Genomic DNA, 18,166 nt, shown 5'->3' on the forward strand with positions numbered 1-18,166 from the left:
GCGCACCGCCGCTGCGGCCCTGCCCGCGGCCGCCACGGCCGGCGCGCGCCGCTTCAGGCGCAGCGCTCTGCCGCCCGCGCGGCGAGCCGCCGCCTTGGACCGAGGTGAATTCGCCTACGCCGAATTCATCCTTCTCGTACCGGCGGCGGTCCAGCCGCTGGGAGATGCCGTGCTCGATCAGTTCGAGCCCGGCGCGCTCGCGCGGCGAAGCGAACGTGATCGCAAGGCCTTTGCCTCCGGCGCGGCCCGTGCGGCCAATCCGGTGAATATAGCTGTCCGCATCCAGCGGAAGATCGTAGTTGAAGATATGGGTGATCCCTTCCACATCCAGACCGCGTGCCGCCACATCAGTAGCTACCAGCAGCTGGAGCTTGGCCTCCCGGAACCGCTTCATGACGGCTTCACGTTTGCCCTGCGACAGATCCCCGTGCAGCTCGTCGCAATCATAACCGGCCGCCTGCAGTGCTTCGTTCAGCTTGATGGCCCGGCGTTTGGTCCGGCAGAAAATAATGGCCAAGTATGGGCGGTCCCGCTCGATCAGCGAGATCAGCGCCTCTTCCTTGTTGCGGTCCGAGCATTCCACCACCTGCTGGCGGATATTATCCAGCGGAATCGGCGAGCCGCTCTTGATAATAATATCAAGCGGCTCCTTCATATAGTTCGCAGCCAGCCGTTTGATCGGGTCCGGCATGGTCGCGGAGAATAGCATCGTCTGGCGGCGGTAAGGCACAGCCGTAATGATCGTCTCCACATCCTCCAGGAAGCCCATATGCAGCATCTGGTCCGCTTCGTCCAGCACCAGCATCTTCACGCCGCTCAGGTCCAGCGTCTCCCGGCGCAGATGATCCAGCAGCCGTCCCGGCGTGCCGATGATCAAATGTCTGCCGCCTTCCAGCTTACGGAGCTGCTTCTCTACATCCTGGCCGCCGTAGACCGCCAGAATCTTCACACCCGTATGACGGGCCAGCTTGCGCGCCTCTTCGGTAATCTGCAGCGCGAGCTCACGTGTTGGCGCAAGGATAAGCGCCTGCGGATACGCCGCCTCTACCCGGATCTTGTCCATAATCGGCAGCAGAAAAGCCAATGTCTTCCCCGTTCCCGTCTTCGCGCGCGCAATGACATCCAGACCTTCCACCAGCGGCGGAATAGCCTCTTCCTGCACCGGCGTCGGCTTCACGATTCCCTGCCCCTTGAGCAGATCGGTTAATACTTCAGATACTCCTAATTCCTTAAAACCCGGCAATTGCTCCACCTCACTCTTTTTCCTAAATTTTTGTTTCATAAAAGTCCGGTCCAACCTCAAAACCGCATCCGGCGAATTCAGGTGCATTAATACCCTTCATTTCCTCACTTGGCTCGCAACCAGCGAATTCAGGTGCATTAATACCCCTCATTCCCTCACTTGGCCTGCATCCGGCGAATTCAGGTGCATTAATACCCTTCATTTCCTCACTTAGCCCGTACCCGACGAATTCAGGTGCATTAATACCCTTCATTCCTCATTCGGCCCGCATCTAGCGAATTCAGGTGCATTAATACCCTTCATTCCCTCACTTGTTCCGCATCCAGCGAGTTCAGGTGCATTAATACCCTTCATTCCCTCACTTGGCCCGCATCCAGCGAATTCAGGTGCATTAATACCCTTCATTCTCGCACCAGGAGGCTACCCGAAAGGGAACGCCCCTCCGGCAATCAAATTTCATAACTTATATTCATCCATTTAACGGAGTAATGTACGCAAGTAAGCAGGATACGGATATCACTCGTGAGTATCCGTATCAAACAAAAGCGGAAGAACCCCGTCACCGGAGCCCTTCCGTCCCATGGGCCCGCAAGGCTGCGGTCGAAGTTCGGTTTTAAAGGCGCAGCAGCGATCCACCGGACATTCAGACGGCACTCCATTTGCGTTCCATTACACTTTAATTTCTGGCAAGTTATCTGTATATATTGTACTTGATTTCACGCCGCTTGTGTGCATCTGCCGGAGAATAATTATTTCCCGTCTTCTTCCGGCTAGAATCTTCCTGATTTGAAGATAGAGAACAGTAGCCACAGAATCATCAGCAGGGCGATGACTGATCCGATCTCAACGATCGGGAAGTCCCAGAGCAGCGAAGGCTCGCCGCGCAGGGAAGATGCGATAATCAGCCCGGCCATAATGATGCTGAAGGCCAGCAGCACAATGCTGAAGGACAGACGGTTACCGACCCGGCTGAACTTATGCTCCAGACCCTGGAGCTCGGGTACACCGATCTCGACCTTCAGCTTGCCCTTGCTGATCAGCGACGAGAGCTGCCGGGCCTGGGCGGGAAGCTCCACCAGACTCTCGGCAAGATCGGCTACCCCGCCCAGCAGCTTGCGCTGCAGGCGGCTTCCGCTGAAGCGCTGCTTCAGCAGCTGCCTGCCGAACGGCTCGGCCATCTGCATAATGCTGAAGGCCGGGTCCAGGCTGGACACCATGCCTTCCAGCGTCAGCATGGTCTTGCCCAGCATCGCCAGATCCGGCGGAATGACCAGCCGGTGCTTGCGGGCAATGCCGAACAGATCATTCAGCGCCTTGCCGATGCTGACCTGCTTGAACGGGATATCATAATACTGCTCCCGCAGCCGGTCCATATCATCATGCAGCGCCATCCGGTCGGCATCCTCAGGAATTACACCCAGACGCAGAATGGCCCGTACCATCGAATCCGTATTCTTACGCATTAGTGCGATGACCAGCGCGGACAGGCTATCCTTCATGTCCTCGCTAAGCCGCCCGACCATCCCGAAGTCGATCAGGGCCAGCTTGCCGTCTTTCAGCACCATGACATTGCCGGGATGCGGATCGGCATGGAAGAAGCCATGAATAAAAATCTGATTCAGCATCATCTCAACAAGCTGCTGGGCGATAGTCTTGAGCTTAAAGCCTGCGCCCAGCAGCTCGTCCCTGCGGTTCAGCGTAATTCCTTCCATATACTCCATGGTCAGCACCCTTGTGGAGCTGAAGTCCCAATAGATGGACGGAATATATACATTATCTTGAGCAGACAGCTGCCCGGCTATACGCTCGGCATTACGCCCTTCCTGGGCATAATCAAGCTCCGCCAGCAGTGCGCGGGAGAATTCCTCGACCATCCGGGTTAATCCGTATTGTCTGGCCCAGTCCATCTTGCGCTCGGCAAGCAGACTTAGATCCGTTAGAATTTCCAGATCCCTGCTCATGGTCCGCATGACGCCTGGACGTTGTATTTTGACCGCTACACTCTGTCCGCCATGCAGTACAGCCCGGTGTACCTGGCCGATGGAGGCGGCAGCGAGCGGATTGTTCTCGAAGTATTCAAAGACCGCATCAATATTCTGGTCCAGCTCCTGCTCCAGAATATTGCGGGCAGTCTCGGCAGAGAAGGGCGGCACATGATCCTGCAGCTTAACCAGCTCCTGAATAATCCCCTCCGGCAGCAGATCGGAGCGAGTACTGGCAAGCTGGCCGAGCTTGACAAAGGTCGGCCCCAAATCCTCCAGCACCCGGCGGACCCGCTCACCGAGTGTCACACTTTCATGAACCTCCTGTGTAATAATCCGGCGGGGAAGTGACAGAAGATGGTAAAGGCCCAGTTCCTCCACCATATAGCCGAAGCCATGACGCATAAGCGCCATGGCTATAGCCCGGTAACGTCCGGCATGCCTTATGCGGACTGCCATTTATTCACTACTTGTTTCCGGCACGATGGTCTCCTGGGGGAACTCCTGAGGGGACTTGCCTTCCAGCTCGGCCACGCGTCCTTCCAGCTTGGCAATACGTGACTCCAGTCCGGCGATATCCTCCTGAACGGGCACCTTAAGCTCCTTCAGCACCCGCTGAACCTGTTCCTGCACGGCAGACTTGAACGCTCCCCGTTCTTCATCCCCGCGCTCTACCAGGCGGTCGACCAGGGCCTTGGATTCCGAAGGGGCCAGCTCGCCCCGCTTCACCAGCTCATCTACGACCTTCTCGACTTTCTCCTTGCTGACAATGGTGAGGCCAACTCCTAAAGAGATTGCTTTCTTTAACAAATCACTCATGGTACTTCCCTCCCAAAGATTCCAGTTATGGATAAAGTATACCCCTTAGCCCGCCATTTCACAAAAAAAGCGGATTATCTGGGGATTCGTGCCGCCCAGGTAGCTGCCCGCAGAATAAGCTGGCGGACTGCCGGGTGACGGAATGAAGGCTCGTGATGCCCGGGCATCAGATAGACTACCCGTCCCAGTCCATAGCTGTGGCACCAGGCCGCAGGCAGCAGCTCACCGTCCGCTTCGTACTCCAGCAGAATTTTTTTGTCGGTGAATGGGTCGAACTCGAACCGGTATGGCTCTTCATCCAGCTGGAAATCCTCCATGCCTTCGGTGATATCATGCTCCAGCACCTTGAATTGAAGCGGAGTAAAAGGCGGGTGTCCGGTGAATCTGCCGCCGATCAGCTGGGCCAGCTCATACCGCTTCGCCAGGGATATACCGGTATGCAGGACAATCAGTCCGCCGCCCCCGCTGACATAACTCAGCAGACCTGCAGTCTGCTGCGGGGATACCGTTTCGTTCCATAATTCATTATATGCGATGCAGAGATCGTATCCGGACAGATGCTCGCTTAACAGCAGCTTCTTGTTCTCCGAGCATTGCACCGTCAGAAGCTCATTCAGAATTTCACTGACCTGCTTATCTACCCCTTGCAGCGGGTGAAACCGGGGGTGTGTATAATCGCCTAACAACAGACATTTTCTCTTATCCATGGGTCTCCTCCTCTGTATTACTTGTATTACTTGTCTTTGTACGCAGAGCCCGGCGGCCTTCTGCTACCGGTGTGCCGCAATATAGCGGCCCAGTGCCACGAACATGCTGCCCATCCGTTCATGCTCCGGCATAACAATCCGCTTCACGCCTTCTTCCTTCAGGGCCTCCGAGGTAAGCCGGCCGACGGATACTGCCAGCACCTGGTCCTCCAGTGCCTGAATGAGCGCCTCCAGCCGGCCCTGCTCCCTTGCATGCTGCGCCAGGAAGCGGAATTGCGGCGCACTTGTGAAGGCGACCGCATCCACCTGTCCTTCCGTAATCTCTGTGAGCAGCAGAGACAGTGCTCCCGGCTCCGGCTCGGTATACCTGTAAGGCTGCACACAGCCTACGGTTGCCCCCGCCTGCTCCAGCCACCCGACCAGATGAGGCGCAGTCTCCCCGTGCAGCTGCAGCATAACCCGCTTGCCCTGCAAATCCCAATCCTGCAGTCCGCGGATCAGACCGGCGCTGCTGCCGTCATCGTCACGCACCACCGGCTCAAGTCCCCGTTTCTTCAGAGCATTCACTGTCTTATAACCGCGCGCAGCAATAGGTGAAGCGGAGAGAACCTCCAGGAAGCGGCCCTCAAGCTCCAGCTTCGTGGCCATTTCGAACAATGCGTCGAGTCCCATGCCGGTAGTCAGAACGGCCAGATCCGGCGGCTGATTCGTCCAGGCGATCAGCCCGTCACGCAGGGCAGCATCATCCAGAAACGTGGTTCCCTGGGCGGGACGGTGCAGCGCGGTTCCTCCCATATTCTCTACCAGCTTGGCCATTTCCTCCGCTTTGCGCGGACCGGCCAGGGCCACGGTAATGCCCTTCAATTGCTCTGCCATGAACGTCTCTCCCCTTCATCACCCCGTATTATTGCTTATCAGTATACTTGCAAAGTGTGGTAAAAGAAAAGACCAGGCCGCATATTTATCCTCAGGAATTGTGCGGCTCTTCGGGAAGGCTCACCCCGGGCTTAAGTACTTCGGACACTGGTGGAGCCTGATTTCCGGGGTACAACTTGAAGCGGCCTACCAGCTGCTGCAGCTCATCGGCCAGATGGCTCAGATCTGCTGAAGAGGAGGCAATCTCCTCCACGGATGCAAGCTGCTGCTGGGCTGCGGCCGAGATGGTCTCGGTATTGCCTGCCGCCTCCTCGGTAATGCCGCGGATCTCGCCGATGGCTTTGTCCATACTGTCCGCTTCAGCGGTGAGGGTATGGACGGCTTCGTTCATCGCTTCGATTTTCTCCGCCGCCCCTTTGACGGCCCTGCGGATGCGCGAGAAGGAACGCCCCGTTGTATCCACAGCCATAATGCCGCCCATAACCTTACTCTTCGCATCCTCCATGGTAGCTGTAGCCTGGAGCATCTCTGAATGAATGGACGTAATCTGTTCAGAGATCATTCTCGCCGACTTCTCTGATTCTTCTGCCAGCTTGCGGACCTCTGAAGCCACTACAGCGAACCCCCGTCCCTGTTCACCCGCTCTGGCCGCTTCAATGGAAGCATTCAGTGCGAGCAGGTTGGTCTGCCGCGAGATCCCCGTGATCACACCGGTAATTCCCTGAATCTGTACGACCCGCTCACTCAGCTTGTCGATGATCGTCCCCATCTCCTCCACGGTCTCATGAATGCCGTTGATTTTGTCCACCACGCTGATGACCGAATCATTGCCTTCCGAAGCCGAGAGCGAGGTCTTGTCCATCATCGCCGACACCTGCTCCATGAATTCCGAGATATGGGCTACCTCGCTTGTGGTGGCTGCCGTACTAATCATCCCTTTATGTACGCTGTTCACCTGCCGTTCAGTCCCCGCCGCTACTTCCTGAATCGCCACGGTAACATGCTCTATGGCTTTGGTCGTCTGCTCCGCGCCCGCCGTGAGCTGCTCCGCCGATGAGGAGACATTGTCCGTCATCTCCTGTACACCGATGATCATCTGCCGCAGATTCCCGACCATCTGGCGGAAATTCCCGGCCAGGAGGCCAATCTCATCCGCACGGAAATCCCCGATATCCTGCGACAGGTCGCCTCCGGCGATGCGTTCAGTCGCTCTGCGCAGACGTAGCAGCGGCTTCAGGATCGACGAGACATTGAAATAGATCAGCACCAGGGCCAGAAGTACGGATACAGAAATCACCAGCCACACCGTTTCGCGGATATCACTGGTCGCCCGTGTAACCTCATTCAGGCTGATGGTCCCCCCGATTCTCCATCCGGTCAGCCCGTTCACCATGTAGGTCAGCTTCTTCGGTGAATCCTTATAGACATAATCGAAGCTTCCGCTCTCACTCCCGAACATTTGCTTCACGAAATCAAGCGAGGATTCTTCGCCAATCGCTTCTGACGGATGAACCAGAAATTTCTTGCTGCTGTCTACAATGAGAATATAACCTTCCTGTCCGACCTTGATATTCGTCAGACTGGCGAGTGAGGACAGGTTAAGATCAAGGCTGACTACCCCGTCTCCGCCCGCAAGCACCGCCGAAATGGCAACCGCGCTCTCCTGATTGACCGTCTGAAATACCGGTGAGATCACGATGCCGCTGCCACGCTTAAGCGCATTGACATAGGAATTCTCCTTGCGCGGATCATAGCCGTCCGGCAGCTCCATCTCTGCTGCGCGGATACTTTTGCCTTTGCTGGTTCCGGCATAAATATCCAGCACATCGGAATGCAGCGCGGCATATTCCTTCAATCGGCTCTCCAGAACAGGCGCAGTCTCTCCGGCTGCTTCACTATTAATAGAATCCGCCGCAAGCTGGCCGGCAAAATAAAGAATATCATCTATTTTGGACTGAATATTGTGATTAATGATCTCGTTCACTGCTACTACGCTTTCCTTGGCATTATTGGTAAGCTGCTCCCCGACCTTGCTGCTGGCGGATTGATAGGTTTGCCAGCCTATAATGATGCTCGGCACCAGCAAGACAAGCAGATAGGTAGCAATCAGCTTGGTACGGATGTTCAGACGCGCCTTTTTAGTCATATGATGAACTCACTCTCTCTTTCTTCATGGGTCTTAAGAACGATAATTTGGCAGACTAACTATATAATTAAATACCGCCCCCGGAAACCCTCTTTTCTGCTCCAAATCATGATTATTCTCCTATCTTTATTGATAATTTTTATATGTACACAACAAAAGACCGTTTCGATGAAAACGGTCTTTTGTTATATTCAACCTTTTGTCCAAGGCATATCCCCGTACAAAGGTCCTATATAGATTGTACTTTTATTTTTCTGTGACGGGATTGCCGTGACTCCAGAGAATGTTTGGCCCTCCGGCCGCTGTTGTCTACAGATTTCTTGATTTCAATCCGCTTTTCGCGGAGGAAATCCGGTGACTGCTGATGCTTCCGAAGCGAGCTTTCCTGCGGAAAGCTTTCAGGCGGACGCTATCGCTCCTACAGTTCCAAAATTCTCCTCCGCCACTTTTCCCTGTCTGTATATTTTCAAGTTCAATCTATATAGTTCTATAGCGAATTCTTGCTTCTGCAAGCCGGGCATACGCCACCGAATACAACATGCGTGTGAGTGATCGAATAACCGGTATCCTGTGCGACCGAGTCGCTCCACTCCTGCGGAACCTGGCTCATCACTTCATCTACCGCACCGCAGATCTCACAGACAATATGCTGATGATCGTCCAGACGGGCGTCATACCGGCTTGCCGCCTCACCCAGCTTCAGCTCGCGGATCATCTGCTTATCCGAGAGATAACGCAGGGAATTATAGACTGTTCCATAAGCCAGATTATGTCCCTGCTCCACCAGCCGGTTCATGACTTCCGCAGCGGTCGGGTGGTCATGGGAATTACGGACGATATCGTATACAGCTTGACGTTGAGAGGTTAAGTTCAGGGTTCTCATCTTTATCATCCTCTAGCTTATTTTTAGATCAAGTATAAGTCCTGATGCTGAAAGCGTCAACCGGCCGGACTTTATTTGATCATTCCCGAGTATTTCACATCGACATCGGCTTTGACCTGGAATTTCAGCCGGGGATATAAGTTCTCCCAGTCCGACATCTCTGTTGCGTTGTTCCAGTGCCGTGACCCGTAACGCAGCCCCCACCCCAAGGGGTCCATGCCGCTATCCTGAATTTTGACCAGCAAGGCTGTAACGGCCTCACGCAGCTCCGCAGCTCCTGCCTCATTAATCTTCTTCAGCATCTGGTGGGTGATCATCTCCTCCGTACTGTTCTCCTCCAGAATTGCCCGAATCTTGATGGTGTACCGGATATAAGGCTCTCCATCCGGCGGAGTCACAATCCGGTAGCTGGAGGAAGAGCTCTCGGTATAATACTGGTACATTCCACTGCCAATATGGGCAGGGAAATTCGTCTGCAGATCGGAGCGGGACAGCAGGTTGAACAGCCTGGTCTCATCGGGCGTGAGGACCAGCTTGATTTTGTTCTTATCCAGCAGAGCGATTTTATCAATCAGGAATTGATTCTCCTCCGGCACTTCAATAATCGGCAGGATGGGATCTATCCCCTTCTCATAGATGCTCCTCATCAGCTGATAGGAGTACACACTTGAGATGAAGGGGGACTCGGTCCCTTGCCCGCTCATCGCCAGAATCAGAGAGTTGGACGGAATGCGCTCCGACGGCGGCTTGACCTGCAACACTTCCAGTGCCCCCGGCCTGCCCACGGCAAAATTAATAATCAGCTGGATATCCCTGCGCCGTACCGCCCAGTCCACAACATGCCGGATATCCTTGGCGGCAATCTTTTCACCCAGAACCACTGATTTACAGTGGACATAATCCAGCTCCTTCTCCACCTTGGACTTCATTCTGCGCAGCGCCTCGGAGATACTCTCCGATTCTTCCGTGAGAATCTGCATCTTCTCGTCAATCTTCGTTACATCCCCTTGCGGAATCGCCAGCTTCAGACTGACCTTGAATGTTCCTTCCGCCTTACCGGGATCTATTCCAATCGCCACTACGAATATTCTACGGTCGATATCCTTGTAGTTGCAGCCTGAAATGAGCACGGCCATGACGGTGGACAGCAGCATCAGCAGCATGGCCCGAATGACTCTTCCCCTCATGCTCTGCGCCTCCTTATCATCCAGTAGCACCAGAATAACAGCAGGATCAGCAGCAGCTCCCCGTACCAGCGGATGTGCAGCAGGAATACTCCCAGCATATTAAGGTTGTATTGATCCATACGCATCAGAAGAAGGGTCCCTGCCGCAAAAATCCCCAGGATAACCACCTCCTGCCGCAGCTTGGATCTGGGTTTGCCGCCTGTAGAGGGAAGCTGGCTAAGGAACAGCTCTTTGCCGACATGCCACTGGATAACGGCACTGACCAGAGCCAGCGTACTGTAAGCAAAATAAAAAACATACAGCATACGCTCAACCAAAAAGGCCTCGATACTGATGCTGTCCGCCGTGGTGAACCAGGTATACACATGCCGTTCGACGCCGACGGTCCCATGGTACCCGATAGGCACATGAAAAGTGACGAGCAGCACCAGCAGCCCCTCCAGACTCAGAATCCACACATGCTTAAGCTTCAAACCATGAAATACCCGGTTGAAGATGGCCATATTAATGTAGCCGCTGAACGTAAACGTCGCTGCCGCAATACTGTTCATATCCGGACGATGTAACGAATAGGTCATCATTTGCAGTACGGCATCCCAGCTAAAGTTCGGGTTAACGACCGCCTTGACTGTCGTATACAGAATTAAGGGCAGTGTGATTCCGAGTGTCACCTCCAGCCCGTAGAGCAGGGACAGCGAGTCAATTCGGCTGCAGAGACATACCACAGCCAGGAACCCCAGCAGGACTGCCGTTGGATGGGTATCCGGGCTGACAAACCGCAGAGTAATATCCACAAAGGACAGCAGGATCAGCGCTCCGGCCAAATACCAGAGAACCGCATAAATAAGAATCAGCGGAGAGGACAGCAGCCTCGGCAAGGCTGACGCGAAGATTTCCGGGAGTCCCTTGCCAGGGAATTTATTAATGACTTTGGTGAACAGGTAGATGAACAGGGTGCCTGTAACCACCGCAACCAGAATGGAGGACTGCGCACCGTCAAAGCGGGTATCGAGCAGCTCCCGGGGGGTGAAGTTAATGATATTAATCAGGGAGTTCATGAGAAACAGGCAGTAGAAATAGCGGCTCTTCGCCATCATTGTCCCCCGCCTTTCTTCTTCAGGGATGTTCCTATCGTATCCAGGAAGAACAGCTTGAAATAAGGCTGGCCGAAGCTGCGCTGGCTGCATAAATACAGCGTGAAGCCCACCAGGCAGATGACCACGCCGACGAGTCCGAGGAAGGCTGCTGCGATGACAAAGAAATATTTCAGAACCCGGATCGAGAAGCTCATCATATTGAGCGGCACCAGGAAATTGGATATCGCCACAACGGAGACGAGAATAATCATGATGTTGCCAATCAACCCCGCTGCGGTAGCCGCTTGTCCCAGAATCAGACCGCCCACCGTTGTCGCTGTCGGACCGATCGCCCGGGGCAGCCGCAAGCTGGCCTCCGTCAGGAACTCCATCATGATCATCATCAGAATCACCTCGACAAAAGAAGGGTAAGGCACCGTTGCACGGCTTCCCCCGATCAGCAGGGCAATCTGTACGCGCACAATCTCCGGATTGTACGAGGTGAAGGCTATATACAAGGCTGGCAGCCATAATGTCATGGCCACGCCCACGATGCGCAGCAGCTTGAGGAAGCGCCCTACGAAGGGAAGCTGGATTTTGTCATCCATGGCTATGAAGAAATCGTTGAAGATCGACGGAAGCACAATGGCATACCCGGTCGTATCCAGCAGGATAGCTACCTTGCCCTCCGCCAGATTGAATACTACCCGGTCCGGGCGCTCTGTAACGATGGTTTTGGGGAAAATGCGCAGCTTGTCGCTGCTGATATACTTCTCCAGCTCTCCGGCGGCCTGCAGAATATCCAGCTTAAGCGAGTCCAGCTTCTCTTTTAACTCCGCCAGCACCTCAGGATTCACTCTGTCCTCGTCATAGAGAATCGCTGCCTTGGTCTTGGACATATTGCCAATAACGGTGAATTCCATCTTGAGTGCAGCGGATTGATAGCGCCGCCGGATCAGATTGAGGTTCACTGCGAGATTCTCCCCGAGCGCGTCGGAAGGGCCTTGACTGATGCTCTCCGTGACCGTCTCCTTCACACTGCTGGCCTCGGCCCGCAGGACATCGAAGAAGCAGAGCTTATCCTGCCAGCCTATACAGGCATAACCGCTGAGTAGAAGCTCCACCGCCCGCGGTCCCTCTGTCACCACCTCACTGCCCGGGTAATCAGCGATGTAGCTGTAATAGCCTGCCGGATTCCCCATTTCGTAGAACGGAGCAATGATATTCCGGCTGATCGCCTGTCCATCCGTAACACTTTTGATATACAGCAGGCTGACCTGCCCCGCCGGAACCGTCAAGCTCTTGTCTTCAAGATCGCCGAACCCGCTTAGCTGACCTCTGATTCCATTCAGGGAGGCCTCCTGCTTATGCTCTTGTCCCGGCATGGGTCTTTCCCCCTCTATGTCCGCTTCTCCGTTAACTTCTCCTTATATTGGCACTTCCTGCCTGTTTTCATGCACCTGTGGCTGAAGCATGGCGTTTCTATTTCCAGAAGAGTGGTAATAATTGAATGGATAATGACTTAGGAGGGACTGACTATGAACTCACAGGAACACCGTTCGCAAGGTCTTCCGCAATTCCCGGAATCGTTATGGAGAAGCAGCACCGGGCTGCCCTCTTTCGCGGCGCTTGCGGAAGATCATGTCACAGACGTAGCTATTGTAGGGGCGGGGATTACCGGGATTACCACCGCTTATCTGCTGTCCAATGCCGGGTACAAGGTCACCTTGCTGGAGGCCGGAGAGATTCTCGGCGGAGCCACCGGCTTCACCAGCGCCAAGATCACCGCCCAGCACGGGATGATCTACGGCGACCTGCTGAAGAATTTCGGTGAGGAGCAGGCCCGCATGTATTATCAGTCCAACCGTGAGGCCATGGAGTGGATGATGGCCACAGCGGAGGAATTGGACCTCTCCTGCGGGATGAAGCCGGAAGCCGCCTATCTCTATGCCGACAAGGGAGATGAGAAAACGCTGAAGGAGCTGAACCGGGAATTCGAGGCGTACAGCAAGCTCGGACTGCCTGGGGAGTGGCTGGATCAGGTGCCCCTGCCTCTGGGCGCGGGCGGCGCGATCCGGATGCCGGGGCAGGCCCGGTTCCATCCGCTTGAATATTTAAAGGGACTGCTGCAGGCGGTTCTGGATAAGGGAGGTACCGTATTTGAACATACGATGATCGGGGAGCAGGTGGATTCGGACGGACACCTAACCCTTCATACCGAGGGCGGCAAATACCAAATCCGCTGCCGCCATGCCGTGTCTGCTTCGCATTTCCCTTTTTATGACGGCGGATCTCTCTACTTCTCGCGGCTGCATGCCGAACGCTCCTATTGCCTGGCGTTTGAACCGGAAACGGATTATGAAGGCGGCATGTATCTGAGTGCCGGTGAACCGACCCGTTCGCTGCGGGCCGTGGAATGGGGCGGGCGCAAGCTGGTCATCGCCGGAGGGGAGAACCACAAGACCGGACAAGGCATCTGTACGTTCGGCCATTATGAGAATCTGGAGAAGTTTGCAGGAGAATTACTGGGCATCCGCAGCATTCCTTTCCGCTGGTCCACCCAGGATCTGATCACTCTGGACCGGGTTCCCTACATCGGCAAACGGGCAGAGGACGAAGAAATCTATATCGCTACCGGGTTCGGGAAGTGGGGCATGACCACCGGGACCCTGGCCGCGCGCATGATCGCAGACTCGATTCAGGGCAGCAGCAACCCGTACACCGGGTTATACGATTCTTCACGCTTCAAGGCGGTTCCCGCCATCAAGAATTTCGTTGTGCAGAATCTCTCTGTCGCCAAGGAGCTGGTATCCGGAAAAGTGGAGATTGTCCATAAAAAGACGCAGGATCTGGAACCGGATCAGGGCGCCGTGGTCTTTCACGACGGTAAACGCGTTGGCGCCTACCGCGATCCCGAAGGCCAACTGCATCTGATCGACAGAACCTGCACCCATATGGGCTGTGAATGCGAGTGGAATGACGGGGAACGCTCCTGGGATTGCCCGTGTCACGGCTCCCGCTTCTCCTATGAAGGCGATGTGCTGGAAGGGCCGGCGACTGTGCCGCTTAAGAAAATCACGGCCGGCGATTGAGCTGACAGCGACTGAGCTGACGGCGGCTGAGCGACGGCGGCTGAGCGGACGGCGATTGAACTGAGCCTCTGCCCGCGATGCGCGTCACCGGCGGCGGCCCGGGCGGATAGTAGGATAATATTGCCCGGGGCTGCCGCTCCGGCGTGATTGTCGCTGTCCGCTCAGGTATAATAGCAATATATTCGATCTTGCAGTACCCATCATTCTATAAGGAGCGTGACGACAGGTTATGGATTTGAGAGGAACCAGTATTGTAATTACAGGGGCAGGCAAGGGAATCGGCAAGGCGCTCGCCATGGCGCTGGCGAAGGAAGGCGCCAACCTGGGCCTTATCTCCAGAACTTCAGCGGATCTGGAGGCGCTGAAGACGGCTCTGACTGAGGTATATGACATCAAGGTCAGTATTGCAGTAGCGGATATAGCCGTACGTGAAGAAGCCGAGCGCGCAGTTATGGCCCTGCAGAAGACCCTGGGACCCTTCGATGCGCTCATCAACAATGCCGGGATCGCCCAGTTCGGCACGTTCCTGGAGATGGACCCTGCCGACTGGGAACGGCATATGCAGATCAACCTGTTCGGCGCCTACTATGTAACCCGTGCGGCACTGCCTGCTATGATTGAGCGTTCAAGCGGCAATATTATCAATATCTCATCCACCGCAGGAGAACGCGGCTTCGCCACAGGCTCCGCCTACTGTGCTTCCAAGTTCGCGCTGATGGGCATGACGGAAGCGCTGGCCATGGAGGTGCGCAAGCATAATATCCGTGTCGTGGCGCTGACTCCGAGCACAGTGAATACAGGCCTGGCTACAGGCGCAGGCCTTAAGATCGGAGAAGAAGACCGGATGATGCAGCCGGAGGACGTGGCCGAGCTGACACTCGCCGCACTGAAGCTGCCTGACCGCGTCTTCCTCAAAACAGCAGGAATCTGGACCACCAATCCGCAATAATAACAGCAGTCATTACGAAAGCCCTACAAGGAGGACTATGTTATGCTGGTAGTTACCAATACAATTAAGATCAAAGAAGGGCACGGAGAAGCGCTGGCCTCACGGTTCGGCGCTAATAACGGTGTGCAGAGTATGCCCGGATTCATCCGCATGGAGGTCTGGCGCGGAGCGCCCAAGGAAGGTGTGGAGGAACTGAAGATCTCCACCGTCTGGGAGAGTGAGGACGCGCTGAACGGCTGGACTTCAAGCCCTGCCTTCCGCGAATCGCACCGGGGCGCAGGCAAGAACGAGGCCATTGTCGGTGCCTCGCTCGACAAGTACGAGCTGCTGCACAGCCGTACTCCGGGCGGCCAGGCCTGAAGCATCATATAAGGCGGCCACAGCGTTCTCCATTCAGCCTGCTTCTTGTGGTATAAGATGTAAAGAGGTGCACTTCTGCTCTTCATTTGCTCATTTGGGTCCGCGTCCGGGGAATTCAGGTGCACTTCTGCTCCTCATTCGCTCATTTGGGTCCGCGTCCGGGGAATTCAGGTGCACTTCTGCTCCTCATTCGCTCATTTGGCCCGCGTCCGGGGAATTCAGGTGCGCTTCTGCTCTTCATTCGCTCATTTGGCCCGCGTCCGGGGAATTCAGGTGCACTTCTGCTTCTCATTCGCTCATTTGGCCCGCGGAACTTCCTTTGTTCTTAGCACAAAATCCCTATATTTGTGAACAAAGATGCCCCGCAGGCCTGATAGCCTTGCGGGGCATCCCTATGGTTAACTCTTTGTATCTGGAACAGCGGTTTCGCTTATCTCCTCATGCTTACCCGGCCAGAAGGCCACCCGCCCGAAGAGGACGGTGATGGCCGGCACCAGGAAGGGGCGGACCACGAAGGTATCCAGCAGCACACCAATCGCTGTAATGATGCCGAATTGCACCAGTACCTGAATAGGAAGGCTAGCCAGCACGGCGAAGGTACCGGCCAAGATGAGTCCGGCGGAGGTAATCACCGACCCGGTCTCATTTACGCCTTCAGCAATCGCCCGTTTCAGCGGCATGTGCTTACTCTTTTTCCAGATATTCGAGATCATGAAGATGTTGTAATCCTCCCCTAGCGCTACCAGGAAGACGAAGGAATAGAGCGGAATTGAACCCTGAATCGCATCTGCACCGAGTACATAATGAATGATGATCCAGCCCAGGCCCAGTGCCGAGAAGAACGATAGAATAACTGTCCCTACCAGATACACCGTAGCTACAACGGATCTGAGATAGACCAGCAGCAGCAGCGTAATCAAGCCGATTACGACTGGTATGATCAGATCGGTATCCCGTTCCCCAAGCTCCTTGGTATCATGCTGAGTAGCGGTCTGGCCGCTGATCCACACCTTATCCTGTACGTTCCCGATTCCCGACTCCGCCAATGCCTGCTCAACCGTAGTTTGAAGTGCCGGAATATGATTCATCGCTTCGATGGAATACGGATTGTCCTTGAACTCGATATCATAGGCGGTAATTTTCGGGTTGACGGCCCCCTGCTGCGGGTCTGAGACCTCATCCACGTAGGACAGGCTGCTCAGCACGGATTTCAGGTCTTCTCCGCCAGATAAGCCCTCTGTATCGACCATCAGCTTAGCGGGCGCAAGCTCCCCCGGAGAGAATTGATTGCCGATCAGGTCGAAGCCTTCCCGCGACTCCATATTCTTCGGGAACGACGACAGAATATCATAAGTGAACTTAATTCCGCTGGAGAACGAGGCCAGCACTCCTAGAAGCACTACTGTAATTCCGACAATGGCCCAGGGGCGGGAAACGACCAGCTGCCCGATTCCTTTGCGGCGGTTCGGCTGCGGCTGCGGTACCGGTCTGCCCTTGGCCTTGGCACGTTCCGCTTCCATCTGCGGAGTCCGCGGCACGAACGGGAAGAACGAAGTCCGTCCGAAGATCGCCAGCAAGGCCGGAACCAGGGTCAGACTGGCCACCCCCATAATCAGAATGGAGACGCTGAACGGCACGGCAAACCGGTGGTACGCGCCGTATTTAGCCAGCAGCAGAGCGAAGAGTGCGAGCACCACTGTGAAGCCGCTCATCGCAATCGCCCCGGAGGAGTGGGAAATGGCACTCAGCAGTGCACGCCCCTTATTCTCCTCCACCTTCAGCATCTGGCGGAAGCGCGAGATCAGAAACAGACAATAGTCTGTCCCTGCCCCGAAGAGCAGCACCGTCATAATCGAGACCGCCTGCGAATCCACCGTAATCCAGCCTTCTCTGGCCATCAGGCCCAGCACCGGGCTGGTTACACCATAAGCAAAGCCTACAGCAACCAGCGGAATCAGGGCCAGAATCGGCGAACGGTAGATCAGGAGCAGGAAGACTAGCACCAGAATGACGGTTGCAATTAGCAGCGATACATCGGCATCCTTGAAAAGTCCGGTAGCATCCACCGAGATTCCGACCGGACCGGATACGCGCAGACTTAAGTCTCCGCTGTCCGGCTTGGCGGCAGACGGGTCAGCCCCCGTCTCTGTCTGAATCAGCTTCTTCAGGCTGGTTAGCGAATCGCCTAGCTGGTCGCTGTCCGCCGTCTTGTCGAACAACACCGGGGTGACGATCGTGCTCCGGTCCTCCGACAAGGACGCCTGCAGCGCCTGCGGCGGCAGCTTACCCAGCGGCGGAACGAAGTTTTGATGCTCCAGAGGCTGCTGCTCAAGCTTGCTGTATACTGCGGTTATATGTACGAGGTCCTCCTCCGATATTCCGCCGTCACGATGCCATACAAGCAGTGCCGGCACTCCGCTTCCGGCCGGAAATTCTCTCTCGGCAACGACCGATGCCCGCACCGATTGTGAATTCTCCGGCAGGTTAGGTGCATTATTGGCAACCTGAGAGTTCACCGAAGGCCATAGCATGGTCAGCACTCCAACCACCGCGATCCACACCAGCAGAGTAATCCATCTGGTCTTACTCCCTGCTACCCATTTTCCGTAGCCTGACATACCTTTCATCCTCTCTCCTGTCCGTCCGCCCCAAAAATGAGCCACGGGTCATTTTGATAATCTTATCATATATACCCCGAAAATTTTAAGCAAACCTTTTTTCTCGTTTCGTAGAAAACTAGAGTTATAATCTGCTGCATCGTCACCGGAATATCTTGATTCATTACCTCTTACAACAGAGAGTTACAATAACCATTTACTAGAGAATTCCCCCGGATTAAATGCTCA

At 55.2% G+C, this 18,166-nt stretch carries 15 protein-coding genes; 3 read left to right on the forward strand and 12 right to left on the reverse strand.

From position 1 onward, the window contains the following. From ACFSX3_RS20980 to ACFSX3_RS21030, 11 genes are all read right to left on the reverse strand, one after another. Window positions 1-1,282, reverse strand: a 1,282-nt coding sequence (locus ACFSX3_RS20980) for a DEAD/DEAH box helicase (RefSeq protein WP_379313226.1), incomplete at its 3' end; no start/stop codon positions are given. Beyond that, a complete protein-coding gene (locus ACFSX3_RS20985) occupies window positions 1,266-1,496 on the reverse strand; it encodes a hypothetical protein (RefSeq protein ID WP_209989159.1) in 231 nt (76 codons plus the stop codon). The genes ACFSX3_RS20985 and ACFSX3_RS20980, both read right to left, overlap by 17 nt. 517 nt (window positions 1,497-2,013) lie before the next feature. Then, window positions 2,014-3,684: an ABC1 kinase family protein gene (locus tag ACFSX3_RS20990; RefSeq protein ID WP_209989161.1), complete on the reverse strand. Its 1,671-nt coding sequence runs from the start codon at window positions 3,682-3,684 to the stop codon at window positions 2,014-2,016. Continuing rightward, window positions 3,685-4,044 (reverse strand): phasin family protein, encoded by a 360-nt coding sequence (locus ACFSX3_RS20995; RefSeq protein WP_173135993.1) that lies wholly within the window; start codon window positions 4,042-4,044, stop codon window positions 3,685-3,687. It abuts the gene before it with no gap. Window positions 4,045-4,118: 74 nt separating this feature from the next. Then, window positions 4,119-4,751, reverse strand: coding sequence for a ThuA domain-containing protein (locus tag ACFSX3_RS21000; protein ID WP_173135990.1), 633 nt, complete (start codon window positions 4,749-4,751; stop codon window positions 4,119-4,121). 63 nt (window positions 4,752-4,814) lie between these two features. Continuing rightward, window positions 4,815-5,627 carry a uroporphyrinogen-III synthase gene (locus tag ACFSX3_RS21005; protein WP_209989165.1) on the reverse strand — a complete coding sequence of 271 codons (813 nt, stop codon included), beginning with the start codon at window positions 5,625-5,627 and terminating at the stop codon, window positions 4,815-4,817. Window positions 5,628-5,718: 91 nt separating this feature from the next. Continuing rightward, complete coding sequence (locus ACFSX3_RS21010; protein ID WP_209989168.1) at window positions 5,719-7,773, reverse strand: methyl-accepting chemotaxis protein; 2,055 nt, start codon at window positions 7,771-7,773, stop codon at window positions 5,719-5,721. Between the two features lie 487 nt (window positions 7,774-8,260). After that, on the reverse strand, window positions 8,261-8,656 hold the full coding sequence (locus tag ACFSX3_RS21015) for a Fur family transcriptional regulator (protein WP_209989171.1): 396 nt from the start codon (window positions 8,654-8,656) through the stop codon (window positions 8,261-8,263). Window positions 8,657-8,727: 71 nt separating this feature from the next. Then, window positions 8,728-9,843 (reverse strand): Ger(x)C family spore germination protein, encoded by a 1,116-nt coding sequence (locus tag ACFSX3_RS21020; RefSeq protein WP_209989175.1) that lies wholly within the window; start codon window positions 9,841-9,843, stop codon window positions 8,728-8,730. Then, window positions 9,840-10,940: a GerAB/ArcD/ProY family transporter gene (locus ACFSX3_RS21025; RefSeq protein ID WP_209989177.1), complete on the reverse strand. Its 1,101-nt coding sequence runs from the start codon at window positions 10,938-10,940 to the stop codon at window positions 9,840-9,842. The genes ACFSX3_RS21020 and ACFSX3_RS21025 overlap by 4 nt, the downstream gene beginning before the upstream one ends. Next, window positions 10,937-12,304 (reverse strand): spore germination protein, encoded by a 1,368-nt coding sequence (locus tag ACFSX3_RS21030; protein WP_209989180.1) that lies wholly within the window; start codon window positions 12,302-12,304, stop codon window positions 10,937-10,939. Before ACFSX3_RS21030 ends, ACFSX3_RS21025 begins: the two co-directional genes overlap by 4 nt. 153 nt (window positions 12,305-12,457) lie before the next feature. On the opposite strand from ACFSX3_RS21030, the gene ACFSX3_RS21035 reads away from it, so the two are divergent. From ACFSX3_RS21035 to ACFSX3_RS21045, 3 genes are all read left to right on the forward strand, one after another. Then, window positions 12,458-14,011, forward strand: coding sequence for an FAD-dependent oxidoreductase (locus ACFSX3_RS21035; protein ID WP_209989183.1), 1,554 nt, complete (start codon window positions 12,458-12,460; stop codon window positions 14,009-14,011). Between the two features lie 229 nt (window positions 14,012-14,240). Then, window positions 14,241-14,960, forward strand: a complete 720-nt coding sequence (locus ACFSX3_RS21040) for a 3-ketoacyl-ACP reductase (RefSeq protein WP_173135974.1) — start codon at window positions 14,241-14,243, stop codon at window positions 14,958-14,960. A 42-nt stretch (window positions 14,961-15,002) separates the two neighbouring features. Then, window positions 15,003-15,320, forward strand: a complete 318-nt coding sequence (locus ACFSX3_RS21045) for an antibiotic biosynthesis monooxygenase (protein ID WP_209989185.1) — start codon at window positions 15,003-15,005, stop codon at window positions 15,318-15,320. A gap of 398 nt (window positions 15,321-15,718) precedes the next feature. Here ACFSX3_RS21045 and ACFSX3_RS21050 read toward each other — a convergent pair whose 3' ends face one another. Next, window positions 15,719-17,947, reverse strand: coding sequence for an MMPL family transporter (locus ACFSX3_RS21050; RefSeq protein WP_209989188.1), 2,229 nt, complete (start codon window positions 17,945-17,947; stop codon window positions 15,719-15,721). Window positions 17,948-18,166: the final 219 nt, after the last annotated feature.

Origin of the sequence: Paenibacillus rhizoplanae (genome assembly GCF_042684125.1) — a bacterium.
GTDB classification, from domain to species: domain Bacteria; phylum Bacillota; class Bacilli; order Paenibacillales; family Paenibacillaceae; genus Paenibacillus_AQ; species Paenibacillus_AQ rhizoplanae.